The organism is Pseudovibrio ascidiaceicola (genome assembly GCF_900114245.1).
GTDB lineage: Bacteria > Pseudomonadota > Alphaproteobacteria > Rhizobiales > Stappiaceae > Pseudovibrio > Pseudovibrio ascidiaceicola.
Window position 1 is genome coordinate 239,786 of the sequence record NZ_FOSK01000006.1, and the last position, 24,643, is coordinate 264,428.

At 51.1% G+C, this 24,643-nt stretch carries 24 protein-coding genes; 14 read left to right on the top strand and 10 right to left on the bottom strand.

Annotated features, from left to right (window positions below; genetic code table 11):
- The first annotated feature begins 47 nt into the window (after positions 1-47).
- Positions 48-839 carry an SDR family NAD(P)-dependent oxidoreductase gene (locus tag BM231_RS13355; RefSeq protein WP_093520092.1) on the top strand — a complete coding sequence of 264 codons (792 nt, stop codon included), beginning with the start codon at positions 48-50 and terminating at the stop codon, positions 837-839.
- A 100-nt stretch (positions 840-939) separates the two neighbouring features.
- Here the strand turns inward: BM231_RS13355 and BM231_RS13360 are convergent, their stop codons facing one another.
- A complete protein-coding gene (locus tag BM231_RS13360) occupies positions 940-2,742 on the bottom strand; it encodes an ABC transporter transmembrane domain-containing protein (protein ID WP_208860341.1) in 1,803 nt (600 codons plus the stop codon).
- 262 nt (positions 2,743-3,004) lie between these two features.
- Between BM231_RS13360 and rpmE the strand changes: the two genes are divergently transcribed.
- Positions 3,005-3,229, top strand: a complete 225-nt coding sequence (rpmE, locus tag BM231_RS13365; RefSeq protein WP_008551475.1) for a 50S ribosomal protein L31 — start codon at positions 3,005-3,007, stop codon at positions 3,227-3,229.
- A 117-nt stretch (positions 3,230-3,346) separates the two neighbouring features.
- On the opposite strand, the gene rcdA is transcribed toward rpmE, so the two are convergent.
- Positions 3,347-3,871, bottom strand: a complete 525-nt coding sequence (gene rcdA, locus BM231_RS13370) for a protease adaptor protein RcdA (protein WP_093520094.1) — start codon at positions 3,869-3,871, stop codon at positions 3,347-3,349.
- A 444-nt stretch (positions 3,872-4,315) separates the two neighbouring features.
- Positions 4,316-4,510: a DUF1192 domain-containing protein gene (locus BM231_RS13375; protein ID WP_093520096.1), complete on the bottom strand. Its 195-nt coding sequence runs from the start codon at positions 4,508-4,510 to the stop codon at positions 4,316-4,318.
- A gap of 165 nt (positions 4,511-4,675) precedes the next feature.
- On the opposite strand from BM231_RS13375, the gene BM231_RS13380 reads away from it, so the two are divergent.
- The 4 genes from BM231_RS13380 to BM231_RS13395 all read left to right on the top strand — a co-directional run bounded on the left by BM231_RS13380 (position 4,676) and on the right by BM231_RS13395 (position 9,443).
- Positions 4,676-5,683: an NAD(P)H-quinone oxidoreductase gene (locus BM231_RS13380; protein ID WP_244527171.1), complete on the top strand. Its 1,008-nt coding sequence runs from the start codon at positions 4,676-4,678 to the stop codon at positions 5,681-5,683.
- Between the two features lie 185 nt (positions 5,684-5,868).
- Positions 5,869-6,588, top strand: a complete 720-nt coding sequence (locus tag BM231_RS13385; RefSeq protein ID WP_093520098.1) for a DUF1013 domain-containing protein — start codon at positions 5,869-5,871, stop codon at positions 6,586-6,588.
- 357 nt (positions 6,589-6,945) lie between these two features.
- Entirely contained in the window at positions 6,946-7,389 is a 444-nt protein-coding gene (locus BM231_RS13390) for a hypothetical protein (protein ID WP_093520100.1), read from the top strand.
- Between the two features lie 506 nt (positions 7,390-7,895).
- The gene (locus BM231_RS13395; RefSeq protein WP_093520102.1) at positions 7,896-9,443 is read left to right on the top strand and encodes a P-loop ATPase, Sll1717 family; all 1,548 of its coding nucleotides are present in this window, start codon (positions 7,896-7,898) and stop codon (positions 9,441-9,443) included.
- Positions 9,444-10,006: 563 nt separating this feature from the next.
- Here the strand turns inward: BM231_RS13395 and BM231_RS13400 are convergent.
- The 3 genes from BM231_RS13400 to BM231_RS13410 form a co-directional block, all read right to left on the bottom strand.
- Entirely contained in the window at positions 10,007-11,041 is a 1,035-nt protein-coding gene (locus BM231_RS13400) for a peptidoglycan -binding protein (RefSeq protein WP_093520104.1), read from the bottom strand.
- 3 nt (positions 11,042-11,044) lie between these two features.
- A complete protein-coding gene (locus BM231_RS13405; protein WP_093520106.1) occupies positions 11,045-12,043 on the bottom strand; it encodes a flagellar motor protein MotA in 999 nt (332 codons plus the stop codon).
- A gap of 351 nt (positions 12,044-12,394) precedes the next feature.
- On the bottom strand, positions 12,395-13,285 hold the full coding sequence (locus BM231_RS13410) for an AbiTii domain-containing protein (RefSeq protein ID WP_093520108.1): 891 nt from the start codon (positions 13,283-13,285) through the stop codon (positions 12,395-12,397).
- A gap of 579 nt (positions 13,286-13,864) precedes the next feature.
- Here BM231_RS13410 and BM231_RS13415 point away from each other — a divergent pair.
- Positions 13,865-14,152: a GIY-YIG nuclease family protein gene (locus BM231_RS13415; protein WP_208860342.1), complete on the top strand. Its 288-nt coding sequence runs from the start codon at positions 13,865-13,867 to the stop codon at positions 14,150-14,152.
- Between the two features lie 470 nt (positions 14,153-14,622).
- On the top strand, positions 14,623-14,943 hold the full coding sequence (locus BM231_RS27350; RefSeq protein ID WP_093520110.1) for a hypothetical protein: 321 nt from the start codon (positions 14,623-14,625) through the stop codon (positions 14,941-14,943).
- A gap of 217 nt (positions 14,944-15,160) precedes the next feature.
- On the opposite strand, the gene BM231_RS13425 is transcribed toward BM231_RS27350, so the two are convergent.
- Together BM231_RS13425 and BM231_RS13430 are read right to left on the bottom strand one after the other, a co-directional pair.
- Positions 15,161-15,739: an outer membrane protein gene (locus tag BM231_RS13425; protein ID WP_093520112.1), complete on the bottom strand. Its 579-nt coding sequence runs from the start codon at positions 15,737-15,739 to the stop codon at positions 15,161-15,163.
- 241 nt (positions 15,740-15,980) lie between these two features.
- Positions 15,981-16,751 (bottom strand): metallophosphoesterase family protein, encoded by a 771-nt coding sequence (locus BM231_RS13430; protein WP_093520114.1) that lies wholly within the window; start codon positions 16,749-16,751, stop codon positions 15,981-15,983.
- A gap of 233 nt (positions 16,752-16,984) precedes the next feature.
- Here BM231_RS13430 and BM231_RS13435 point away from each other — a divergent pair, with 233 nt between their 5' ends.
- Positions 16,985-18,091 (top strand): Acg family FMN-binding oxidoreductase, encoded by a 1,107-nt coding sequence (locus tag BM231_RS13435; RefSeq protein WP_093520116.1) that lies wholly within the window; start codon positions 16,985-16,987, stop codon positions 18,089-18,091.
- Positions 18,084-18,551 carry a MarR family winged helix-turn-helix transcriptional regulator gene (locus BM231_RS13440; RefSeq protein ID WP_093520118.1) on the top strand — a complete coding sequence of 156 codons (468 nt, stop codon included), beginning with the start codon at positions 18,084-18,086 and terminating at the stop codon, positions 18,549-18,551. Before BM231_RS13435 ends, BM231_RS13440 begins: the two co-directional genes overlap by 8 nt.
- Before the next feature lie 90 nt (positions 18,552-18,641).
- Here the strand turns inward: BM231_RS13440 and BM231_RS13445 are convergent, their stop codons facing one another.
- Together BM231_RS13445 and BM231_RS13450 are read right to left on the bottom strand one after the other, a co-directional pair.
- Positions 18,642-19,166: a DUF2938 domain-containing protein gene (locus BM231_RS13445; RefSeq protein ID WP_093520120.1), complete on the bottom strand. Its 525-nt coding sequence runs from the start codon at positions 19,164-19,166 to the stop codon at positions 18,642-18,644.
- Between the two features lie 134 nt (positions 19,167-19,300).
- A complete protein-coding gene (locus BM231_RS13450) occupies positions 19,301-19,897 on the bottom strand; it encodes a TetR/AcrR family transcriptional regulator (protein ID WP_093520122.1) in 597 nt (198 codons plus the stop codon).
- A gap of 106 nt (positions 19,898-20,003) precedes the next feature.
- Between BM231_RS13450 and BM231_RS13455 the strand changes: the two genes are divergently transcribed.
- The 4 genes from BM231_RS13455 to BM231_RS13470 all read left to right on the top strand — a co-directional run bounded on the left by BM231_RS13455 (position 20,004) and on the right by BM231_RS13470 (position 24,562).
- A complete protein-coding gene (locus BM231_RS13455) occupies positions 20,004-20,891 on the top strand; it encodes a DMT family transporter (protein WP_093520124.1) in 888 nt (295 codons plus the stop codon).
- A gap of 10 nt (positions 20,892-20,901) precedes the next feature.
- Positions 20,902-21,318, top strand: coding sequence for a TrmO family methyltransferase domain-containing protein (locus tag BM231_RS13460; RefSeq protein ID WP_093520126.1), 417 nt, complete (start codon positions 20,902-20,904; stop codon positions 21,316-21,318).
- Between the two features lie 246 nt (positions 21,319-21,564).
- Positions 21,565-22,014: a hypothetical protein gene (locus BM231_RS13465; protein ID WP_208860343.1), complete on the top strand. Its 450-nt coding sequence runs from the start codon at positions 21,565-21,567 to the stop codon at positions 22,012-22,014.
- 22 nt (positions 22,015-22,036) lie between these two features.
- Complete coding sequence (locus BM231_RS13470; RefSeq protein WP_208860344.1) at positions 22,037-24,562, top strand: hypothetical protein; 2,526 nt, start codon at positions 22,037-22,039, stop codon at positions 24,560-24,562.
- Positions 24,563-24,643 lie beyond the last annotated feature (81 nt).

A 24,643-nucleotide genomic window follows, 5' to 3' on the forward strand; every position in this document is an offset into this window, starting at 1 on the left:
GAGACTAAGGTCGGCGAAATTTCGGCATTGCCAGAGGTATCTTCAAAGTGAAACTAGAGAAGAAAGTTGCGATTGTAACCGGTGGCGCTCAAGGCATCGGTTACGCTATTGCGCAGCGTTTTTTGCAAGATGGCGCCAAAGTCATGCTCTCCGATGCGGATGAGCGTGCCGGTGAAGCTGCTCAGGAAGCTCTCTCCGAGTTTGGGCATGTGGCGTTCTGCCATTGCGATGTAAGTGTCCGCCTTGATGTGCGCAACATGGTTGCGAACACTCTGGATGAGTTTGGTGACATTGACGTGCTGGTTAATAATGCTGGCATCACAGCTGCTGGTGATTTTCTTCAGCTTTCCGAAGATGATTTTGATCGGGTTCTGCGCGTCAACCTGAAGGGGGCATTCTTGTGCTCACAAGCTGTTGCGCGGCACATGGTCGAGAAGGTTGAAGAGGGCGGTTCTGCTGGCTCAATCATCAATATCAGCTCCGTGAATAGTGTTCTGGCGATCCCTGATCAGGTCCCTTACACGATCTCTAAAGGTGGCTTGAACCAGCTGACGCACGTTTCGGCTGTTGCGTTGGCAAAACACGGTATTCGCGTGAACGGTATTGGTCCTGGGTCCATTGAGACCGAGATGCTCAAGAGCGTTGTGCAGGATGCGAGCAAGATGGAAACGGTTCTTTCCCGGACACCGCTTGGTCGTTTGGGACAACCTGCTGAAGTGGCCAGCATTGCTGCTTTCCTTGCTTCAGATGATGCGAGCTACGTTTCCGGGCAGACCATTTACGCTGATGGCGCGCGGATGCCGCTGAACTATACAGTGGATGTGCGTGAGCCTGAGTAATCTTCGCAGATAGAATTGAAAAAGCCGCGCTTCTGAAAGCGCGGCTTTTTTGTTTAGAGTACTCCAGTCCGAAGATCGAACCCCTTTTTTGGAATATGCTCTAACTTGCTTTTTCCTGCGAGTTGAGCGCTTCAGCTCCAATCTCAAACTGCATTCTGGCGAGTTTGGCGTAAAGGCCGTTCTGGGCGACCAGCGTGTCGTGGGTACCTTCTTCCACGATCTTGCCGCCGTCCATAACAACAATACGGTCTGCTTTAAGGACAGTTGCCAGACGGTGCGCAATAATCAGCGTGGTCCGGCCTTCCATAAGCTTATCGAGCGCTTTTTGAACGATGGTCTCGCTTTCAGCGTCCAGCGCACTGGTGGCTTCATCCAGCAGCAAAACAGGGGCATCTTTCAGGATGGCCCGGGCGATCGCGATACGCTGTCGTTGGCCCCCTGAGAGGGTTACTCCACGCTCGCCAATGAGGGTGTCGTAGCCGTCTTTCATGTTGTTGATGAATTCATCAGCCAAGGCGAACTTTGCCGCTTCAATAATCTGCTCTCTGGATGCGATCTCTTTGCCGAATGCGATGTTCTCTGCAATTGAGCTGCCGAAAATTGCGGTGTCCTGTGGGACCAGAGCGATGTGCTCGCGTAGGTCTCGTGGATCAGCTGAGTTCAGCTCGATACCGTCGAGTGTAACTTTACCTGCAACTGGATCATAATATCGCATCAAGAGCTGGAACAGTGTGGACTTGCCTGCGCCACTCGGGCCGACAATCGCGACCGTTTCGCCCTTTTTGACGGAAAGGTTCAGTCCCTCTAAGACACCAGCTTCTTTTGCTGTTGGGTAATGGAAGTCGACATCATCAAATTCGAGCTCACCAATGGCAGGAGAGGGAAGTTCGACTGGGTTGGTTGGTGCATTAATTTCGGATGGGGCATGTAACAGCCCCGTAATGCGGTCTGCTGCACCCGCAGCTTTTGCCAGTTCGCCCCATACCTGAGAGAGTTCGCTCATAGCCCCTGCAGCGATGATGGAGTAGATGAGGAACTGCGTGAGCTGACCTCCACTCATACGGCCATCAATCACGTCCAATGCGCCGACCCAGAGTACCGCCACAATACTTGAAGCGATGATCAGGATGATTGTGGCGATCAGGAATGAGCGAGCGCGGGTGGCGATGAGAGCAACTTCGTAAGTTGTTTCGATATCTCCTGCAAACCTGTCTGAAACGCTTTTTTCATTGGTGAAAGCCTGAAGTGTGCGGATGGAACCAAGTGCTTCTGTTGCGTAAGCAATTGCATTTGCGAGTGTGGATTGGGCATGGCTGGTTCTGTTACGAACTGCACGGCCAAAGCCAAGCAGTGGTAGGACAATGAGCGGGATCGCAAGCAATACAAACAAGGAGAGGCGCGGGCTGGTGATGACCATTAGGGTCGTCGAACCGGCGAACATCAGCAGGTGTCTCAGGGCAATGGATGCGCTGGCTCCAAAAGCTGACTGAATGAGGGTTGTGTCGGCTGTCAGGCGTGAAATGATCTCGCCGGACTTTGTTTTGTCGTAGAATGAGGGGGATAAATAAGTGAGGTGACGGAACACGTCAGAGCGTAAGTCCGCCACGACTCGCTCACCAATCATCATGACCATGTAGTAACGAAGAGAGCTGGTGAGGGCGAGTAGCGCGATTACAAAAATAATGACAATGAAATAGTCATCGATCAAATTGGGATTGTCGCCGGTAAAGCCGTAGTCAACCATGTAGCGGACGGCTATTGGCAGAACCAAAGTGAGGCCAGCTGCAGCTAGCAGAGCAAAGGTTGCCAGAACCAGACGGGCCTTGTGCCTTAAAAGATAAGGGAAAAGTGTTGCGAGCGGACGCAAGGTCTTTTCCCGATTGTTTGAGTCCCGCTGGCTCATGCCACCCCCGGATATCTGCGAAATCATCTAAGTTTATCGTATGATGCAGTAGATGTGTCCCGATAGATTTAATTACAAGCGCTTTCTCTGGTTTTCTGCGGGCTGTACCCTCTTGTTTCCTCTGTTTGGATGGGGTATAGACCCCTTCACAATTGTGCCGTTCTTGGAAAAGTGCGGCTTCTTTCTACCGATGCTTCAGGCCAGCCCTAAGCCCATCTTTTGATTGAGGCGGCCCAGCCGTTGCTGACAGGACAGTTTAGTCATGAAACAGGACATCCATCCAGATTACCACACCATCACCGTAAAGCTCGTTGATGGTTCCGAATTCACCACCCGTTCTACTTACGGTAAAGAAGGTGACACCCTGCAGCTCGACATCGATCCGAGCTCCCACCCAGCATGGACTGGTGGTGACCGTCAGCTCATGGACCGTGGCGGTCGCGTGTCCCGCTTCACCAACAAGTTTGGTGGCTTCTTGGGCAAATAATTGCTTTGAAGTTTGCGAAATTAAAAAACCCGAAGCGTTTGCTTCGGGTTTTTTTGTGCGCGTTTGAGGAGTGCGCAGGGTTGCTAGCGGAGTTTGGCGCTAGCGAAACTTATCAGGCTATTTAAACGCTGCTGTGATTTGAGAGAGCTGATCACCCACTGGATTGGAGGTGTTTGCCGCTTGTTCGCGCAGGAGCTCCTCCTTGAGCATGCTATCGACGTGCTTGATGCGTCTTTGCAGGTGGAATGAGGTTTCGATCAGGGTGCGAAGTGTGTCTGGCAGGTCTGGCCAGGCCGGGTTCTGCATTTCCTTGGTCGCATTATCGACGCGGATTTTGTTTTTCTCATTCTGAGCTTCTGCTTGTACAATCTCACCGTCATTGACTGCCCGTTGCAGGAGAAGCCAGGAGGCCATTTGCATGAGGCGCGTGGTGAGGCGCATGGACTCGGTTGCGTAAGCAAGAGAAGCGGCGGGACCAAGAGCTTTGCTCTGTTTCCTTCCCGGGCCATCAAGATAAGATGCAGTGTCTTCAATAAGACCCATACCTTCTCGGAAAAGCTCCGTGAAGTTTTGGGAGGACATGAGCCGTTGCGCGAAGTTGAAGGTGTTCTCTGGCCCAGTTTCAGTCTTGAATTCACCCATCTTAAAAATCCCTTCAATAACTGCCTTAGGTTTCTCTCACTCGCGTCCTTTAAATTCCCAGTCTGAAACAATTACGGCTCGAAAATTGAAGTGAGCCTATTAGAAAGAATAAAACTGTCTCGAAATGGAGCAAGAGATCTTACTTCAATCTGAACGGAGCAAAGCCCGTGCCAACTCATGGTTGTGAATAGAGTGGTTAAACCGGGACTGGGTGTTGCATGGGCAGAAAAAAAAGAGCCGCATCGGTGCGGCTCTGAGGTGTTTTAACAGGGAGGCGTCAAGCAGAGTGAACGTTCACTCTGGTTCCAGATCAACTGGAATAACTAAGTTCTAATTTAAAATGGTTAACGATACGTAAATTGTAAGTATCCAAATCATCTATTTGCAATTTGTATCTTGCATTTATATGAATTTGAATAAATTTCTGTTTTAAATATTGTTTGATTACTTAAAGAAGCTTTCTGCAGATGTGTTGGCGTTAGATTTTGTTTTGATCTCATTCTCAACGCGCACAATCTCTGCCTTAAGCTGCTCAAGACGCTCACTTAATTCGTGGATTGAAAGGTTCGTGAGGGGCTCTCCCACCACTACTCCGGAGGTTGCTGGGCGAGGTGTGTCATCATCATCGAATAAACCCATAGCGTTTATGAACTCCTTGTGTTGGCCTTTGGGGTATTCTCTTTTTCAAAAATGCGAGAATTCACCTTTGGTGGGGTAGACGGGCACTTGTTGCTAACTATTCTTTACCTAATTGAGAAGGTGAGCAAGCAGCAGTTTCGCTATTTGCAAAAATCGAGGCAGCTTATGACAGTAGATGATCGTTCAGCACAAATGAAAGCCGTTGTTATGAATGGCGTCGGAGGTTCGGAAGTTCTTGAAATTGCAGAGGTTGATGTCCCTAGGCCTGGTGTTGGTGAGGTGCTGATCAAAGTTCATGCGGCGGGGGTAAATCGTCCAGATGTCATTCAGCGGACGGGGGCATATCCGCCACCTCCTGGGGCTTCTCCTTTGCTGGGATTGGAAGTCTCCGGTGAGATTGTAGAGCTGGGAGAAGGTGTTGCTTCTCATAGTTTAGGCGAGCGGGTTTGTGCACTGACACCGGGTGGTGGGTACGCGCAGTATTGTGTTGCGCCTGCTGCTCATGTTCTGCCCGTACCTGCGGGGATATCTATGGAGGAAGCCGCTGGCATTCCCGAGACTTTCTTTACGGTGTGGTCCAATGTGTTTGATCGTTTGGGGCTTCAGTCCGGTGAGAAGTTCCTTGTGCATGGCGGGTCTTCCGGGATCGGAACAACGGCCATTCAGCTGGCAAAAGTGTTTGGTGCTGAAGTGTTTACAACTGTTGGGTCTGAGGAGAAAGCACAGGCAGTTCGTGAACTCGGAGCGGACTATGCGATCAACTATCACACGACTGACTTTGTAAAAGAGATTGGCAACATCACAGCTAAGCAGGGGGTTGAAGTGATCCTCGATATGGTTGGCGGCGATTACGTTGAGAAGAACTGGATTGTTGCGGCGGTTGATGGGCGCATCTGCCAGATTGCGACGCTTCATGGGCCTTCGGAAAATGTCAACTTTAGCCGATTAATGATGAAGCGGCTGACGCACACCGGTTCAACACTGCGACCACGGACCAACGCGTATAAAGGTCAGATCGCTGAGGCTCTTCGTGAGAAGGTCTGGCCACTGCTGGAAACCAGCCGCGTCAAGGTGGTTTTGGATAAGGTCTTTGATCTCAGTGATGTAAAGGCCGCGCATGACAGGATGGAAGGTTCCGGTCATATCGGAAAGATCATCCTCAAGGTTGCCTAGGGAAAGTGCATAGGCCGGTTTTGAATTCTCACAGGTTTCCTAAAGATGGTGGAGGCCTGTGTTGATCTGGTTTGCTTTTGGGAAAATGTGAGCGTATAGTGCGCTCAAGTTTCCCAAAAACTCTTATGGAATTCGGCTTCGCCACCTTTGATTAGGCTGTGGAGCACTCAGGAGGGATTTATACAATGTCCAACGCGCCGCTTATGCCAAAGGCAACAGCCGTATGGTTGGTAGATAACACCGCTCTTGGCTTTGATCAGATTGCTGCGTTTTGTAAGCTGCATCCGCTTGAAGTGAAGGCGATCGCTGATGGTGAAGCTGCTCAGGGCATCAAGGGTATGGACCCTGTTCTGGCAGGTCAGCTGACCCGCGACGAAATTGAAAAAGCGTCGAACGATCCGCGCTACCGTATGCAGATTTTCGAGTCCAAAGTGCGTGTTCCAGAGAACAAGCGCAAAGGTCCTCGTTACACTCCTGTTTCTCGTCGTCAGGATCGCCCGAACGCAATTTTGTGGCTTGTACGTTACCATCCTGAGCTGCTTGATGCTCAGATCATGCGTCTTGTTGGCACAACCAAGCCGACGATTGAAGCAATTCGTACAAGAACGCATTGGAACTCTGCGCATCTTGATCCGATGGATCCAGTTACTCTGGGGCTGTGTTCCCAGATTGAGCTGGACATTGAAGTTGAGAAAGCTGCGAAGAACGCTCCGAAACCGATTGAAGGTGAAGAGCCGCAATCCCTTCTGCCTGTTGATGAAACAACAAGCGAAGAAGCAATGGCTGCTGCGTTTGCGACACCTGCGCCGAAGACCCGTGAAGTTGAAGAAGCCGTGGATGCAGATGCTGTGTTCGCGAACTTCAAATCCACTGGTGACAGCGATGAGGACGAAGACGAGCGCTAAGAGCGCCTTTAGAGCGAATTCTTATCATTTGATTGAACTCAATCAAATGGAACGCGCTTGGAAGGGGCATAACTCTAAAAGAGCTTGCCCTTTCCTTTGTTGGATAACATGAAAAGCCGCTGCCTACCGGGGAGCGGCTTTTTTCGTGTTTGCGTTGCTATGTGCAGCTTTGCGTTATTCTGCGTTTTTTACGTTCTGGCTGCGTTGCTGTGTTCATTGGTGCCATGCAGGTTGGGGAGCTTTGAATTTGCTGGCAGCACGTTGGCCTCCTCCATCAGGGAAGTTACTCCCCTTGTTGAGGTTTGAGGCTATGATGTAGCATCACTTCAAATCCTGATTGATTGGATCGTTGCTCTGATGCGTAGATTGTTTGGTGCTGTATTGGCATTGCTTGTTGCAAGTGGTGTTTCGTTTGCCTCTGGCCTGAAGGATGAGAACCTTCTGGTCGGGATGCCTGAGGGCTACAAGGTTGCCTTTTCACAGAACAAGAATGGGCTGCTGGTTTCAGAGATGATCCCGCACGGGCAATCCCTCAAGACCTGGAAGGACATGGTGACCGTCCAGATCCACTTTTCTCGTCGAGTACCAATGAAGGTGCTGGAGAAGCAGTATACGCAGGTGAAGAGCCCTATCTGCAAGCAGCAAGACGGGCGCTTGCTGAAAAAGGGGCGCGAGAACGGTTACGAGTTCGGTTTGTTTCTTACCAGCTGCATCTCCGCACCTATTTTGTCATCAAATCCTGGCGCTCAAAGGTGCGTAAGGCGGATATTGCGAAATGGTCAGGTTATCTGTCTCGTGTAAAGGTGTGTGATAGCCGGATTGAGGGGAGGAGGTGTCCGTGAGTGCTGTGAGGTGGGTATGAGCCCATAGCTGCCGTCCAGCTTCGCTCGACCTTTCACATGTGCCGCATGTTGCTGTTGTGACCTTTGTGGACATTGGCCGTGATATGAAATTCGAGCCTTCTCAGCAAGTTTCAACCGCAGGTCGATTTCGGATTGGAGACTGTCGAGCCCCCTCGCTAGCTGCGCTACCGAAACACAGAGGCCTTCATGCTGGGTAAAACGAGCATTGGTGCAAAATGCGTCTTGCGACAGCTTTTAGTCTGTGGCGGTCTTTGCTTACCAACAGAGTTGGTAGAGGAGGAGGGTCGGCTACGTGTAATGAATTGAATTCCGTCTGGACTTATTATTTACCTACCATACATTGCCACAATCAATTGCAGATATGATTCTAGTCCAAACACTGCTCCCTAATGTCGGGAATGATGCTTTGTCTTCGGCTACAAACACCATTTGAGAAAACCCAAAATGATTACACTAGAAAACATTGAAGTTCAGAAAATTCGTTTCGGCGATCCCGATGCGCTGCACGAATTTATGAAGCAAGATAAAGCTAATTCTATGGTTCTTCAAAATTCATTTGTGGCTCCGCCTCGAACCGACATCAGTGAGTTGAAGACAGGGGCAAAATATCTAATAATTGGCCCTAAAGGATCGGGGAAAACCACTCTCTTACTCTATTTAATGAGAGGTGAAGTAGCCGAATATTCACGTTTAGTGTTATTCAAAAGTAACATTCGGCATGAAGACCGTAACAATTTGGACAAATTGGCCAAAATGATATTTGTAGAAGGCGTTGGTTCCTACTCGATGGACACCGACTATCGAACGATTTGGGAATGGTACTTACTGAAAAATTTTCTAAGGCTGCTAGATGATAGCGATGTAATCGAAGGTAAAGACATCTTTCGGGATATTGCGTTACTTTTGGAGGCAAATAAAGACAAATTTTCTGCTCTTTTCGAATCTGTAAAAGTTGAAGGGGCAAGAGGTAATATTAAGCTCAAGTTTGATACAGGAATTCTGCAAACAGAGATAGGTGCGGAAATTAATGCTCGTAAAGTATCTGGAGATGAAATCGCGCTTTTAGACCTTGTGCGCCTTGTGCAAGACGCCCTCCATAAGGTTAAGCTTAAGCCAGAGGTAAAGTGTAGGCTCTATTTTGATGAGCTAGAGTTTTCTCTCGAAAAAGACGGAACTGGCGAAAGAGATCGCCGAATGGTCCGTGATCTAATTTTTGCCATCTATAGTACCAACCTTCTCTTCCAGCAATGTAACATCGACGTCTTGTATTATGCCGCCGTAAGATCTGAAGTCTTGCAATCGTTTCCTGGCTCTTCACAAGAAGTAGGAAAAATTACCAGGGCGTTTGGCGCAAGTCTTAGCTGGGAGCCACAAAATGATCAGAGGAGTACGATACTCGATATCTTTGAAAATAAAATTATACGATCTGAGATTGAAGAAACTGGCGGGTTTCAGGACGACGCCCTAACAAAATATTTCCCAAAAGAAGTCGCAGGTAAACAATTCTCAAAATATATTCTTGATCAAGGTGGGCATAGGCCGCGCGGAGTATTGTTATGCCTCCTTGCCGCAGTTGAACGTGCTTGGGGAGCAAAGAAGTTTGAAGCCAAGCACTTTGCTGATGATGACAATAGTTTTGGCATCGCGATGCTGGACGAATATAAAGAAGAACTATCAGCAACTATGTTTGAGGAAGAAGTTGAGCTAACACTCTCCTTGCTGCGAGGAAAAAGTAGCGTTTTCAGTTTACAGGATTTTCGAGCGCGGATGATTGAACACAATTCAAACGTCAATAAAAGAGTATTTGATGTAGACAACGATGCTAGCAAACATTTAAGTATACTATACAGAGTTGGTGCAATTGGAAATGCGTACTTTACATCAGATAATTTTCCACGACAGACGTGGGCTAATCGAGGATATCCTACCCCACTCTTAGATAAGCAGTTCGTAGTCCATGTGGCAATTCAAAAAGTTCTGCAAACTACATGATGCCACTTGGCCGCTCATGTTTACAATACGAGCGGCAGTTCACTCTGAGTAATCTGAATGGCTATTTTAGGCTCGGATAACCCCGCCCTTATTCAGTCCTCAATCGATTATTCTACGAAAAAAAGCTTTTCGAAAACGAGATACAGATTTCTGCTGTGCAGGCTCGGCAATCATTGGCTGAAGTGGTCAAATGTCAGCTTCTAGCTCTTGGGCACTGGCAGTCGCTTCTCATTCTTATGAATTATCGCAATGCAACGAATGTCCGGTTTGTCCGCATAACGGTTGTCTCATGCCTTGAAGGCTAGTTGTTTTGCGTCAGTTAAGCCTATCCCATTGAGCACTTTTTATAGCCTTGGACGGATAGATGAGGCTCTGGATCCCTGATCAAGTCAGGGATGACGTCGTTTTGGTGCTGTGCTCTTGAGAAGATTGTAGTTTTGCTGGTTGAAGTCCCACCGCCGTCATGTCGGATGGAGCGTCGTGGAGATCCGGTATCCAGAATGAAAACAGGCGCTTGAGTTTCATGCTCAAGCGCCTGTTTTTGTGTCTGGTTTTATCGGCCTTTACCGCTGTGTGAGTTTTAGCTCGATGCGGCGGTTTTTGGCGTTGGCCTCATTGCTGGTGCCTTCTTCCAGGGGTTGGAACTCGCCGAAGCCGGCGGCGACCAGGCGGTCTGGTTCTACGCCTCTAGCAATGAGGTATTTGACCACCGAGATGGCGCGTGCGGCTGAGAGTTCCCAGTTGTCGCGCAGGCGGCCTGTGCCGGAGAGGGGACGGGCATCGGTGTGACCATCCACGCGTAGGACCCAGTTGATCTCGGCGGGGATTTGTCCTTCAAGCTCCAAAATGGCGCTTGCGAGGATATCCAGCTGGTTTTTGCCCTGTGGGTTGACCTCGTCATCACCGGAGGAGAACAGCACCTCGGACTGGAACACGAAACGGTCGCCGACAACTTCGATATCGGAGCGCTGGGCGAGGATTTCGCGCAGGCGGCCAAAGAAGTCGGAGCGGTAGCGTGAGAGTTCCTGTACGCGCTGGGCGAGGGCGACGTTGAGCCGCTTGCCAAGGTCTGCAATGCGTGTCTGGCTTTCTCTGTCACGCGTTTCTGATGCGTCCAGTGCGTCTTCCAGCACGGCGATCTGGCGGCGCAGGGCGCTGATCTGTTGGTTGAGCAGTTCTACCTGTGCCAGAGCCTTATCGCTGATCTGCTGTTCGCCTTCCAGCTTTGCACGCAGGGATGCCAGAGCACCGCCTGCCTCATCAATCTGGCCGGAGCGTTCGTTGAGCAAGCCCTGAAGACGGTCCCGTTCACTTGCGGTCTGATCCAGCCCCAATTGCAGGGAGGAGATGGTGGATTCCAGATCTCCAACACTCGCCTTTTCCAGCGCCAGCAGCTCAGTGAGCTCTGCGATTTGCTGGTTGAGGCGGTTGAGCACCTTATCCCGGCCAGACAGCTGCTGGCTGAGGAAGAACTGCGCAATCATGAAGATGGAGAGCAGGAAGATGAACACCAGCAGGAGTGCGGACATGGCATCCACGAAACCCGGCCAGTAATCCTCTGAGTTGTTTTGAGACCTGCGTGTGCGTACACCAGCCATGCTTTATTCCTTCTCCCGCTCTACCTCTGCGGTGAGCGTTTTCAGGAAGCGTTCAATCCGGCGCTGTTGCATGGACTGGGCCTCAGCCCATTCACGCATCATCTTTTGCTCGGAACGTACGTGCTGGACGAGGCCCTGAATGCCTTCTGCCAGTTTGCTCATGGCAGCGTTGGAATTGTCATCCGGCTCAGCGCCTTTTGCTTCCATAGACTTGCGCAGTTTGTCGAGGGTGACGCGCAGGTCTGCTGCCATATCAGCAGATGTGCCGTTGCCCAGCTCATCGGGATCGATATCCGTCAGGGTGGAGAGCCAGTCTTCCAGTTCCTGATAGAAGCGGTTCTGTGCCTGTCCTGCCTGCAGGTCGAGGAAGCCTAGAACGAGGGAACCGGTCAAACCAAGCAAGGAGGAGGAGAACGCGATGCCGAGGCCGGTCATCTGTGCGGTGATGCCGGAGACCAGATCTTCAAACAGCACGTTGGCATCGCCGCCTGCTGCATTCAGCGTGCTGACGGTGGTTGCCACGGCGCTTACTGTTTGCATCAGGCCCCAGAAGGTACCGACCAGACCGAGGAAGATGAGCAAGCGGGTGAGGTAACGTGAAATCTCGCGGGATTCATCCAAGCGCATGCCGATGGAATCCAGCATAGAGCGCATGGTGGTTGGCGAGATGGTCATGTCGCCTGCTTTGTTGCCAAGCAGGGTTGCCATTGGCGCCAGAAGGATAGGTGGGCGGCGTACCTCCAGGCGTGGATCGCCGAGGCGGAAGCCGTTAACCCATGATACTTCCGGGAAAATTCGCAGGACCTGCCTGAAAGACAGAAGTATACCCAGTGCTGCGACGCCTACGATCAGGCCGTTCAATGCGGGGTTTGCCATGAAGGCTGCTGTGATTTGCCCGATCAGGACAAAGGCGATGAAGCCTGCCAGGACCAGAAAAATAATCATGCGCCACAGGTAAACCTGTGGGCTCGACAGACTGTAGGGATCGTAGTCGCGTGCCATTATCCTGCGTACATCTAAAGCAAAGCGGCTTCTCTTTGTCTGGTCAGACCAATCAAGCAGAACCCGCTTTAAAGTTAATGATGTCTTTAGATAACGCGATTTCCGGTTAATAGGAAACCGCAAATCGCTGCGATTGGGCAAGAAAAGCGTAAGTTTTTAAATAAGTCGCATTTTTGTGCGCGTGCTGCCGTGTTTTGGGCGGGATGTGGTCATGGTGTGAGTTTGGTGTTTTGCTAGACTGAATAGGTGTTCTTCTCACAATAAATTATTGCAAGTTTTCTTGCGGCGGCGATTTCAGACGCTCAATATCGGAGCTCTACTTTGTATGTCTAGTCGGCATACTTGGTTTGACTATGCACCAAGTATGCTGTTTATCATTGAAAGAGCACCTGTAGCCATGAGGTTGCCAGTTGCGCCAGCCAACGCAGTTCTGAGATCGCCAAGTAAGCCGTTAATCGCTTTTTTACTTGGATCTGGCTTTTCAGTTTCGTTCAATAACTTCTGAATAGTTGGTGATAGAAAGTCTTCATTAGCTCCTGAGGACACTAATTCGGGTAAGTTGATCTCGAGTTGCTGGGCTAAGCGTCTCACCTCAGAGGTGTTCAGATTACCTCCAACTATATCGTTGACCTGATTTTGATTTCCAATGACCCCAACTAACGTGCCGACAGAGCCAATGTTAATCCCTGCATTGTTCTTAGCGGCCTGTATCTCTTCTGCATTAAAAGAAATCCCATTGCCCTTTATTCCTGACTTTTCAAGTTCGATTGCCCAGTCCAAAACTTTTGTCCGAACTTGGTCTATGACATTTACCAAAGCACCTCGGCCAATAAAATTGACCATTTCACCAAATTCAAAGCCTGCTTGTGCATTTAACTGACTTATTAACTTAGGTGGTAATGGGACTTGAAATGAGTCGCCATCACCGTTGGTAAGAAGATCTTCTATTGCTGAAATTGCTTGTCTAAGCTTAACCTGACTAATGAGCTCTATAAGGCTGCCATCTCTATCCATAATGGGAATCCAACCATTAAATGGATTATGCGCTTTAGGAATACCTCTTGCTTTACGATAAGGAGGGACATCCTTATTGAAATAGCCATTTAGTTCATTATCTACCCACGCTTCAATCTCAGACAGCCTTAGCTTTGCAGCAGCAAGTTTTACCTTTCGGAGCAGTGTTGTAATAGAGGTTCTCGTGTCTAATGCTTCACGTTGGATTTCTTCTACTAAACTTGCCACTTTCAATATCTCCAGAGCAACCCGATGCAATGATCTTTAGTAGGTTAATTCGGCTTCGACATCCATAGCTTTTGTCAGAATGGATGGTTCCTAAGGTCATGCTGGATGGAGCGTACTGGAGATCCGGTATCCGGATTATTTGAGGAGGACTGCGGGTTTAGCTCTGGTCCCTGGGTCTTCGCTTTGCTTCGCCTGGGATGACACCAAGGCGTAGTGTTGTTGGCAGTCGGTGGTTTGTTAGTGAGGCAATGTCTGTTGTTGAAGCCTGAGAGCTATGTCCCCAACGTCATACCGGACAAACGGAGTGCTGATCCGGTATCCAGTGCCGTATTGCGAGGCTTGTGCGTGGGGCTCTGGTTCCCGCGTTGCACTTCGTTTGCGCGGGATGACGAGGTGGAGTGGTGCTATTGATGGATGCCTTACTGAGCTCCCTGTGTAGGCTAGTGGTTGGCCACTGGCCGCCGCTGCAACACCGGTGTCTTCCCGGCCATTGAGCCAGGATCTATGAGGTGGTCCCTCAAATGATGATGGTGTGTTTGGGTGATTGTGGGAGCGTGTTGTGGTGGCCAAACTGCTTCCATGTCTTACTTCATGTACATACTGGCGAGTAAGCCGCGTGGGACGCTTTATACTGGCGTGACGAATGATCTTGCGCGGCGGGTTTATGAGCATAAAAGCAAGGTTGGGTGTCGCTTTACCGCGAAATATGGTGTTTCGAAGCTGGTTTACTTTGAGCAATTCAGGGATGTGAATGACGCGATCCGCCGGGAGAAGCAAGTGAAGCGATGGCGCCGGGTCTGGAAGATCGATGCGATTGAAGGCCTGAACCCGAAGTGGGATGACTTGTATTTGCGGTTCAATCATTAAGCGGCAGGTTTGTGGGTATGGATCCCGGGTCTGCGCTGCGCTTCGCCCGGGAAGACACCGGGGATACTGCTCGCGGCTTACTGTGTCGCACTGGTTCTCGCGTCGTACTGTGTTTGCGCGGGATGACGGCGGTGGGTTGGTGGTGATGCAGGGGGATGACACCTCTCCCGTTACGCACACTTGTTAGAAGTTGCAGTTTGACAAGATGCGTGTTTCATTCCACATTTGCTGGTGAGGCGTAGAAACCTCTCAGCGCGGTACCCGCTCCCGTAATTGGCGGATTTTTTGTGCCTTTTTTCTAAGGGCGCGAAGCCTTTGCTATGAGCGGGAGGGCGGTGAATACAACACCTCCTTCGGGAGGGAATAAGCCCGCCTGTCGTTGTCAGGTTTCTACCCTCCCGCTCGCCAGCGGGTCGTAGAAAACTCGTTTGTCTTGCGGTCCTTCAACAGCCAACAACGAGGCTTTGAATATGACCGACTCCGCATGCGCGTGTAGCGCCACAAATACTCTTCAGAATGAAATTGACGAAGTAACCATTGCTGTCTCGGACTTGCAGAACCTTGCTTATATTCAGCAGCTTGTGCTGAGTGAGAGGATGCAGGAACCGAGTGGGCGGGATGCTTTGCTCACTTTGCATTATGCCTTTCGAGACCGCCTGGAGGCTTTAGAAAAGGCTTGCGGAACACTATCCAAAGCGCATCTCCACCCAAAGCGAGCGGGTGCTTTTCGGGGATTCGCCGGGAGCGGTGTCGATCGTCCGCAGCCAATAAACCTGACAGTGCCTTCCTGATCCGATCACTGTGATCGGCACCTGAAGGGCGGCCTCTAACACCCTTGCTCAGCCCTCAATGGGTGTCCTGCTGGTCTGCGGAGCTGTCATCCTTCCGCAGGCCAGTGCTTTGCTGTGTGTGGGAGCCATTTGTGCGTGGGGATGAGTGTACCTTCTGCAATAAAAAAGCGGATTGCCTGAGGCAACCCGCTTTTGAAATGATGTTGAGTGAACTCTCTTAGAAAGAGTAGCGCAAACCTACGTTGAACTGGTTCTGGTGAGCGGAGTAATCGGCATCCTCGAATGCCTCTGTCTTGAAATTGTACTGGAACGAGTACTCAGCGAGCAGCTCAAGATTTTCAGAGATTCCGTAGCCAACACCAGCGCCTAATTTCGTAGAGAAGTGGTTGGTTGATTTTTTGAGGGAGTCGACCCCATTATCAAAATCGAGTTTCACCTGCGAGAAACCAGCGCCTAAGCCGATGTATGGTGTAAAGGCGGTTTCGTTTTTGAAGTCGTAGTATGCGACTGCCAAAATGTCCCATACATCGAGATCTGTATCATTTTCAGAAAATGCAGCGTATCCGCCTTCCAAACCAACGCGGACATTGTTGGAAAGGTATGTGCCAGCGCCAATACGGCCGTTAAATCCTTCGTCTTTAAAGGACCCATCATCATCGCCATCGATGTGTACTGTGAGCTTGCCCAAAGATAGGCCACCAGTGCCCTGAACGTACCATTCATTTGCATTTGCGGATGTCATGGCGACTGTAGAAATTGCAGCAGCTGCAAGAGCGATCAAGAGATTCTTTTTCATTTTAAAACTCACATGAAACGACGAGAAAGCATGATTGATGCATACAATATGCAACTCATAATGGAAATCTATGTAGGTATAAAATCTATAGTAGTTGCATGATTGCTACATCTTCTTAGTGAAATGGCTAATCGCTTTTCCTCGCGTGAGGCTGACTAATTAGGATGCAGCCCTCAGTGGGTGTCCTGTTGGTCTGCGGAGCTGTCATTCTTCCGCAGGCCAGTGCTTTGCTGTGTGGGGGCTATTTGTGGGTGGGGATGAAGTCGAAGAGTTCCCAGCCGTCGGTGGTGGCGGTGATGTACTTCATGTCCTGGCCTTCCAGCACCGCACAGGTGAGCCGGCCTGAGGCGTAGGCTTCTGTGTCTACACCGAGCCGGTTGGGGTGGCGGTCAATACGCTCTGTGGGGGTGTGGCCGTGGACGACGAAGACGCCGAAGTCCTCTTGCGAATTGAGGAAAGGACCGCGGATCCACATGAGTTCTTCTGCGCGTTGTTCTTCCAGCGGAACGTCTGGGCGAATACCGGCGTGGACGAACAGGTAATCTCCGCATTGGTAGTGGAGGGGCAGGGATTCGAAGAAGGTTTCGTGCAGCTTGGAAAGGTTTTCCTTAAAGATGGTCTGCACGCTTTCAGCGCCTGCCGAGCCCATAAGATCATGAATGGAGAGGCCGTAGGAGAGCAGGGTTTCGGTGCCGCCCAGATCCTCCCAGTGATAGAGCGTGCCCGCATCCTCCAAAAACTCCAGCAGTGAGGCTTCGTGATTGCCTTTCAGGCAGATCTGGCGCGGGGTGCGGTGGTGGTGATCGACAAGGAAATCAATGACGCCCTGACTGTCCGGGCCGCGATCGATGTAATCTCCGAGGAAGACTGAGATCGGGTCGGTCACCGGGCGTTTTTTCAGGTCGCTCTCAATAGCATTGCCCATGATCTTCAGCAGGTCCAGCCTGCCGTGGATGTCTCCCGTTGCATAAATGCGGGTCCCTTCCGGAAGAGTTGGATGGGTGTTTTGCATGGTCGTCCCGTTCCAAATGCTGGTCTGTGTCGCGGTCACTGGTGGTCCAATCTACTTTAAGAAAACGAATGAGGAGCAAACCCACAGCCTCAATTTGTTGGCTTTGAGGCTGTGGGAAAGGCTCTGATTGATGGGTGGTTGGAACTGGTTTGATAAAAATAGTTCGATATCGCACTTGTTTTGTGTGTGGTGGTGTGTTTATAGTTCGATATCGCACTAAATGGAGTTGAACGATGAAACTTTCCAGACGCAAGATGATTGGCCTAATGGGTGGTGGTGTGGTTGTGGCAGCGACTGCCTCAGCTGGTGGATTTCTGGCGACACGTCGTCCAACACGGGCGTTGGCTCCCTGGGACACTGCTGGCGCTTACACTGAGCCGCGGATGAAGGCGCTGTCCTATGCATTGCTTGCGCCGAACCCTCACAATCGTCAGCCTTGGGTGGCTGAATTGCGTGGGAGCAACATGCTGGCCATTTACCGCGACAAGAGATTGAACCTGCCAGAGACTGATCCGTTTGACCGCCAGTTGACCGTTGGCATGGGGTGTTTTCTGGAATTGTTGCGCATGGCTGCGGCAGAAGATGGGTACGATTTGCAGACGGAGCTGTTTCCGCTTGGTGAAGACGGGCCCGTTGCGACGGCCTACTTCGCGAAGGGGGGCACGCCTGATCCGCTGTTTGCGCATGTTTTTGAGCGGCACACCAACCGGCAGGCTTATAAGGATGTGTCTGTTTCAGCAGAGGCGGAAGCGGTTTTGGCTGACTATGCCACGATCAAAAGCGATAAGGCTGAGGTGGCAGCTCTGCGGAAGCTGACATGGGAAGCCATGGATGTTGAGCTGACAACGCAGCATGTGATGATGGAAAGCGTTGATTTGATGCGGTTTGGTAAAGCCGAGATTGAGGCGAACCCGGATGGTATTGCACTGAGTGGTCCGTTTTTGGAAAGCCTGATGCTCGCTGGGATGTTGAGCCGCGAAGATCAGGCGGATCAGACCAGCTCAAGCTTCAAGCAGGGGCGGGATATGATCCGGGATGCGATGAATGCGACGCAGGCGTATGCGGTGGTCACCAGCCCGGGCAATTCGCGGGTTGATCAGATTAAAGCAGGGTATGAATGGATCAGGTTGCAGCTTGCGGCAACTGGATTGGGCCTTTCCATGCAGCCGGTGAGTCAGGCGCTGCAGGAGTTTCCTGAAATGGCAGAGCATTATTCTGCGGTGCACGAAATGCTGGCTGGCCCGGGTGAGACTGTTCAAATGCTTGCACGATTGGGGTATGGTCCCAAAATTGATCCCAGCCCACGCTGGCCTTTGGAAACACGAGTGGCGAATGTCTGACGATACCCTGTCCCGCGATCTGACACCTTTTTTTTCCATGTTCGTTGAGGCAGGGATTATAAACCAGATTGGCTCCGCGTTTTTGGAAGCGCGGCTGCCAAAGGGTCTTTTGGTTTCGCATTTTGGGGTGACCAGCCATTTGAGCCGTGGGTTTGATGGCGCCACTCCGCTGGAGCTTGCCCGGTCGTTTCAAGTTGCGAAAACAACCATGACGCATACGCTGGGCGGGTTGGAAAAGCACGGTTTTGTGGAACTGCGCCCCAACCCGGATGACGGGCGCTCCAAGCGGGTGTGGTTGACACCGCAGGGGCGGCAGTTTCGTGATGATGCTGTGCAGCAGCTGGAGCCACTGTTTCAAAAGCTGGCTGAGCGGTTTCCACCTGAGCAGGTCTCTGTGCTGTTGCCGGGCATCAGTGAGTTTCGTGCTGTGATTGATCAGCTGCGGGATGAGGAGAAGTAGCAGCCGATGTTGCTCCGGTTAGCAGCAATAAAGCAGTTCGCATTTAGGTTGAAACATCTGAACTGCTTTAGCCTTTGTTTTTGCTTATCTTTATCCGAAAATCGGTTCCCACTTTTCGGCGATACGCTGTAGGCTGAGGCATAGTCCGGTGAGGTAAAGGCCTATGCCGAATGAAAGGTGGGCGATAAGACTTCTCGTTCTTGCGATTGCTGGCGCTGGCGTTTTGGAGGCAGCAATTCCAAAACCGAACGCTGGTTGCATGAAGAAGAAGGGGAAGCCCACTGAAAGCAGGCCGATTATGAGGGGCATCAGGATGGTTGGGTTTTGCAGCCAGGTGGGCCCGGTCACAGCCAGCAAAAAGAACGCAAATACAGCGCCGATGACGTAATGGGCGATCCATCCGGTGGAGCGTTCAAACGGCTGCGGAGAGCTCTGCATGATGTTTTGGTGCTGGAACTGCCCGCGCAGCATGCTCAGCAACCAACGACCCACCAACCGGTAATCCAGAGATGGGATCGCGAAAAAACGCAGGCGCACCCAGGCGACCAGATCCATGAAAATTGTTGCGCCAATGCCAAGCAGTATAGCATTGATCAGAAGACTTGTTGTGTGCATGACTTTGCCTTTCCTGATAAGGAGTTGGCGGCAAAGTGCCACTTCAAGTCGACTTGAGGTCAAGGGCATTCTCTAAATTTTAATGGATAATTTCTCTCAGGTTAATCGTGCTCGTTATCTTGCCTTTGGGTTGTCTAGGCTTGTTGCTTGGCCGTGTTGGCTAACAGCAGCTCTGTGGCGGCTTTGACATGCTGTTCTATCTGCTGATCAGAAGGGCGGGGCATTCCCATCAAAACGCAGTCTCTGAAGCCAAGCAGCATTGACGTCCAGAGCCGGACGGCTGTGTCTGGTTCAGCCAGACCCAACCTGTCGGTAAAGAACACGGCGAGGGGTGTATCGGTTTCATTGGGGCCGACCGAGAAGAAGGTGCTTGTTATTTCTGGTGCTTTTGCGCTCTCGGCCACCAGCAAGCGGAATGTGCTCAGGTGATTGCTGGATAAGTGCGCATGGATGAAGCTTACACCAAAACCTTCCAGAGCATCCTTTGTGTCAGGCTTTTTTAGATGATCGAAGAAGTTGTCTTCTGAATCGGATCCCATGTGCATCAAGGTTGCTTGAAACAGGTCGATTTTGGAGGAGAAGTAACGGTAAACCGTTTGCTTTGTGACCTGAGCCTGATCAGCGATCTTGTCCATGCTGGCCAGTATATAGCCCTCTGAGAGAAACACGTGTTGTGCTGCTTCCAGAATCGCACGGCGCTTCTTCTCTTTGTTTTGCTCGATCTTCCCCATACTTTGCCCTTTGCAACAAAATCATACCAATCAGTATGATTTTGTTGACATTCGTGTGTATCTGAATAAATCATACTGAGCGGTATGATTATTGAAGGTATACATCATGTCTTATCTAACAGGGTACACGTTAGACCAGAAAAATCTGAGAGTATCCGGAATTCTTATCACCCTGCTGGGTGCTGTGCTGATGAGCTTTGACCCGATCTTCATCCGGTATTCGGGTGTAAGCGGGTTTGATACAGCATTCTTATTCGGGCTTTTTACAGCTATCTCAATGCCATTCTTTATCCAGATGCGGGATGAGCGCGGGGTGATTGGGGCGTTGCGGGCGAGCGGATGGCCAGTCTTGTTTTCCGGCTTGTTGATGTTGGGGAGTGCTTCTTCGCTGGTGCTGAGTATCAAGCTGACATCGGTCGCCAACACTTTTGTTATCCTCAGTATCTCACCAGCATTAGCTGCTGCGTTCAGCTGGCTTTTTCTTGGGGAGGTGACGAAACGCGCAACGTGGATTTCTATCATTTCGATAATGATTGGAATTGCGATTGTTGTCTCCGGTTCGTTTGGGTCCGGAACTCTTATGGGGGATGTACTGGCAGGGCTAGCGGTGACGTGTTTGTCTCTCAATCAAACACTCTTGCGCAAGTATCAAGGTGTCAGCCGCATGGCGAGCGTTGGTGTTGGTGGCTTCCTGTTGGCGGTGGCTATGTTTTTTCTCGCTGCGCCGTCCACTTACAGCCTGAACACATGGGTCATTATGGGCTTGATGGGATTGTTTACCGCTCCATTTGGTCGTGTCCTTTCTCAAGTTGCGACGCGCTATATCACAGCGCCAGAGGTTGGCATGTTGCTGATGATAGAGACGGTGCTGGCCCCTCTTTTTGCCTTCGGTTTTTTTGGTGAGATACCGCACCAGGAAAGCTTCATCGGTGGCACGATTATCGTCGTGACGATCCTTATTTACGCAGTGATTTCCGGCAGGGAAGAAGCTTAAGGAGTATAGTATGACTGGAGAACTTATCTATATCGGGCATATTGAAACCCCGTATTTTGATGTTGAGGATTGCCCGAACAACATTCAGCCTGAAGGGCCAGAATGCAAAGTCATCCTGAAACATGATTATTGGGCAGGATTAAAGGGCCTTCAGCCGGGGCAGGCGATTATGTTGCTGTACTGGTTTGAAAATACGCAAAGATCTCTCATCCAGCAGAAAGGGTGCAGCCACTCAACTGATGACCTTATTGGGAGTTTCGCGCTTCGCTCACCTCATCGGCCCAACCCCATTGCAGTCTCTCAATTGCCAATTCTAAGTATCGGAGATGGTGTGATTACTGTTCGGGGTCTTGATTGCCTGAATGAGACCAAACTGCTTGATATTAAACCTGCAATTTTGCATGAAGCCGTGAGACCAAAGCCTTAGGAAGACCTTTTGCTTTAGGTTTACGCATGACTGCTGGGCAACGTGTGAGGAGAGCATCCATACACGTTGCTTCTTTTCAGCACCTTTTATTGAGTTTGGGTTATTTTATTTCAATGATTAGAATTGTAGAGAAATAAAATATCAACTTAGCGGTGTGGTTGTGCTCTTCGATACACTTGTGCATCAACTGCTTCTCTAGGCTTGTCCTGTTCGCTTTTGCTTCATGCAGTTGTTTGGGAGAGCATTTTGGAGCGATGTCAGGAAACGGAATTACAAGACCTATTTGATGGTTTGGCGGCGGAGCTTCAATTGCCTGCTCTGGCGCCGAACGGAGCTGGGCAAGTTGCCCTTCACTCTGATGAACATCATCTTACGACAATGATTTGGGCGCGGTTTCAGGAACGGCGCTATGAGGTTCAGTTGGAAGCTGATGTGTTTCCAGAAAATGATCTGGAATTGCCTCAACTGAAAACCCTGTTGGCTCGTGTGGGCCAACTGACGTCCTGTGGCCTGATACTCGATGCCCGGCAGCGCTATGCTGTGCGGCAACACCTCCTTTTGCAAATGACTGATCCGGTTGAACACCTGATGGAGGCTTTGAAGAGCTTTATTGGTGAGGCTTTGCAGCTGCGCCATTCGCTGGTCAACGCCGGAGACGCAGAAAGCCAGTGGTCCTCAGAGCATATTTTGGTCTGAGTGGTTTGGGAGGGACGCCACTATGAGGAATACCGGAATATCAACGCAGGCCAGTACGGCCAGTTCAAATGTTAGTCTGGCTTCTGGGTCGACAGAGACCAGACCGGAAAGGGTGCGGACCAATACTCAGTCTGCGCGGATGCCTTACCGGCTTTCGGCAGTACCTGTAGCTGGTGGTGGGCGAGACGCGCGTGTTCCCTCTCAACAAAGCAGGGTCTCTCTGGCAAGTTTTCAGCCCCGGCGTGTTCCTTCTTCTGGCGTGTCCGGGCAAACTGCGCGGCTCGCACCAGAGGCACCTGCAATTTCCTCCATGGAGCGGGCGCTTCTGGATTCACGTCTTAAGCTTCAACCTGTTCAGCGTGATTATCTGGGCCATACGGCCCGGTTTGGTGACAAGGTTGCTGGGGTTGGTGCTGAGAACCGTATGCTGCAGGAGCTGCAGGCATTTGCCAAAGACCCAAGCTTGCTAACGAAAGAGCGGGCTGCTGACCTGCAAAAGCAGCTGGCGGCTGTCTCGTTTTCTGACCCTGAGCAGGCTGAGACCAAGCAAACCCTCGTCGATCACTTTAAGAGAATTGCACGGGGAGCGACGCCGAACCGCCAGACCCTGCGTGTTCTTGGGCCTGTCATTAAAGACCTACACCGCCACGTTGAAGAGAGGCAACCTGCGCTTGATCGGGCGCTGGATGGTGGCAGAGCGCAGTCGCGGCTGCGTGCCAGCCAGACAGAATGGAATGAAGTTCGGACCAAGCAGCTTTCCGAGATTGCGGGTGGGCAGGATAAAGATGCTGGGTATCATCCCTCCCGGGTGACTGCACGAGGAGCCGCTGTTGAGGGCGTGCAGACAGAGGGGCTTGTGAGAAATGTTCTGGGTAAGTTTCCTCACAATGTCACGCCGTTGATCAACGGAGCTGTGAATGGTCGCGCAGAGATTTTCCGTGGTGAAATCCCGATAACGGATGGCGTTGCTTATGGTCGCTTCGGGTTTACCAGCTTTTATTACGCTCTAGGTGCAATCCAGAGCCTGATTTCAGCGCGGTCTGCTTATACGAGCATGAAAGCTGCGGATGCAGCACTGGATACCTTTCGCTCTGAGGCTTCGCAGTTTCTTGAGGCGCAAAAGAATATTGCTGAAGTGGCTGCGTTGTCCCGCATGGTCAAGGATGTGCAGAAAGGTGGCGGTTCCCCTTTAACGCTGCTGGATACGATGGCTCAGGCGGTAAAGGCAGGTAAGGTTTCCCAGGACGGACTTGGTGTTGCTTTGCATGGGGTGTTTCCTGATTTATCACCACGCGCGAGTGCTGCTTTGGACGCTTACGTTAAAACTGAGATGGGAACCGCTGGAGAGACTGAGTGCCTGACCACTTTGCGCAATGAAGTGGCGCTGCATTATGGCGAGAGTTCCACCACTGACAGTGCGCATTTGAAGGGTGGTCTGGATCATCTTGAGGGCGCACTTAAGCAGAGAGTGCGAGAGGCTGATCGGGCTCATAAAACACTGACCGGGCTTGTTGCCAATTATGGCAAAAATGCTGAGCTGGCGAAGGCCATGCGAGATGACTACCACAAACAGATGCATGTGAGTATTTTCTCTGCAGAAGTGTGGGGGCTTGCCATGGTTGCTGATGGCATGGCGATCGCGGAAAGAGCTTTGACCTCAAATGTTGAAGGGGTTTCTCTGGTTACGACCGGGTTGGGTTATGCTGCCGGCACTGTTGGAGCAGGCGTTGGTGTACTTGCGATTGGCCTGTCGGCTTATGATGCCAGTGTCACGGCTATCAAAGCTTTTAAGCACCATCAGACCGGTAAAAAGGCGCAAGCTCTGCATCGCTTGTTCTCAGAGCAGCAGGAGGTGCCAGTTTCAGGGCTGGACGGATCGCGGAAGGTCTCACAACCGCGGGACGCGGAGCTGGCGATGATTACAAAGACCATTGCGAACAATCAGTCCAAGGCGCGAAACACCAAGATTGGTAAGGCTGTTTTGTCTGCGGTTGACGGGCTTGGATTTGCTGCGCTGACTGTAGGCGGTGTTGCGGGTGTTGTTGCGACGGCCACTGGAGGCGTTGCGGCTGCTGGCGTTGCAGCTGCGGCTGGACCGGTTGGGGCTGCAATTGGCGGGGCGTTTGTTTTGGGCTCAGTGGCCTTTGTGGCCACGCGGTTGATCAGATGGGGCGTGCACCATTATCAAAGCAAACAGCTTCAGAAGGTGATTGCGGGTGATCAGCAAGCCATGCAGAAATATGCGCGTAAGCATAATATTACGACTGGGCAGGGTGGGTCTGCGCGGCGAAGTACCGTTGTTGCGGAGATTAAGAGACATGCCATTGATACGCTGACCAAGCACAGCACGAAGTTTGCTCTGCACCGGTTCCACCAGCGGCTCACTCAGGAGATTTCGCAGGTGGACAGGGCACACTGGGATCAATCACCCGCTATTGCCGTGATGAAGTGTTTCTTTGACGAGCCCGCGCAAATTCAAGCTATCGCAGGTTTGAGTGAGGATGCCGCTGTGAAGGTGCTTGCGAAGAAGTTTCAGGTGCGGATGTAGGATTTTGAGAACAAAAAAGGCAGCTTGCCGGAGTGGTCCGGAGCAAGCTGCCTTTTGGAACTTGTATTGGCTAAGCGACCT

Bases quoted from the DNA above. Each gene is read 5' to 3' on its own strand.
- rpmE (WP_008551475.1), top strand. From the start codon at position 3,005: ATGAAACAGGACATCCATCCAGATTACCACACCATCACCGTAAAGCTC.
- BM231_RS13360 (WP_208860341.1), bottom strand. From the start codon at position 2,742: ATGAGCCAGCGGGACTCAAACAATCGGGAAAAGACCTTGCGTCCGCTC.
- BM231_RS13395 (WP_093520102.1), top strand. From the start codon at position 7,896: ATGATTACACTAGAAAACATTGAAGTTCAGAAAATTCGTTTCGGCGAT.
- BM231_RS13470 (WP_208860344.1), top strand. From the start codon at position 22,037: ATGAGGAATACCGGAATATCAACGCAGGCCAGTACGGCCAGTTCAAAT.
- BM231_RS13415 (WP_208860342.1), top strand. From the start codon at position 13,865: ATGTCTTACTTCATGTACATACTGGCGAGTAAGCCGCGTGGGACGCTT.
- BM231_RS13390 (WP_093520100.1), top strand. From the start codon at position 6,946: ATGCGTAGATTGTTTGGTGCTGTATTGGCATTGCTTGTTGCAAGTGGT.
- BM231_RS13435 (WP_093520116.1), top strand. From the start codon at position 16,985: ATGAAACTTTCCAGACGCAAGATGATTGGCCTAATGGGTGGTGGTGTG.
- rcdA (WP_093520094.1), bottom strand. From the start codon at position 3,871: ATGGGTGAATTCAAGACTGAAACTGGGCCAGAGAACACCTTCAACTTC.
- BM231_RS13425 (WP_093520112.1), bottom strand. From the start codon at position 15,739: ATGAAAAAGAATCTCTTGATCGCTCTTGCAGCTGCTGCAATTTCTACA.
- BM231_RS13455 (WP_093520124.1), top strand. From the start codon at position 20,004: ATGTCTTATCTAACAGGGTACACGTTAGACCAGAAAAATCTGAGAGTA.
- BM231_RS13380 (WP_244527171.1), top strand. From the start codon at position 4,676: ATGACAGTAGATGATCGTTCAGCACAAATGAAAGCCGTTGTTATGAAT.
- BM231_RS13430 (WP_093520114.1), bottom strand. From the start codon at position 16,751: ATGCAAAACACCCATCCAACTCTTCCGGAAGGGACCCGCATTTATGCA.
- BM231_RS13400 (WP_093520104.1), bottom strand. From the start codon at position 11,041: ATGGCTGGTGTACGCACACGCAGGTCTCAAAACAACTCAGAGGATTAC.
- BM231_RS27350 (WP_093520110.1), top strand. From the start codon at position 14,623: ATGACCGACTCCGCATGCGCGTGTAGCGCCACAAATACTCTTCAGAAT.
- BM231_RS13460 (WP_093520126.1), top strand. From the start codon at position 20,902: ATGACTGGAGAACTTATCTATATCGGGCATATTGAAACCCCGTATTTT.
- BM231_RS13440 (WP_093520118.1), top strand. From the start codon at position 18,084: ATGTCTGACGATACCCTGTCCCGCGATCTGACACCTTTTTTTTCCATG.
- BM231_RS13450 (WP_093520122.1), bottom strand. From the start codon at position 19,897: ATGGGGAAGATCGAGCAAAACAAAGAGAAGAAGCGCCGTGCGATTCTG.
- BM231_RS13445 (WP_093520120.1), bottom strand. From the start codon at position 19,166: ATGCACACAACAAGTCTTCTGATCAATGCTATACTGCTTGGCATTGGC.
- BM231_RS13385 (WP_093520098.1), top strand. From the start codon at position 5,869: ATGTCCAACGCGCCGCTTATGCCAAAGGCAACAGCCGTATGGTTGGTA.
- BM231_RS13375 (WP_093520096.1), bottom strand. From the start codon at position 4,510: ATGGGTTTATTCGATGATGATGACACACCTCGCCCAGCAACCTCCGGA.
- BM231_RS13405 (WP_093520106.1), bottom strand. From the start codon at position 12,043: ATGGCACGCGACTACGATCCCTACAGTCTGTCGAGCCCACAGGTTTAC.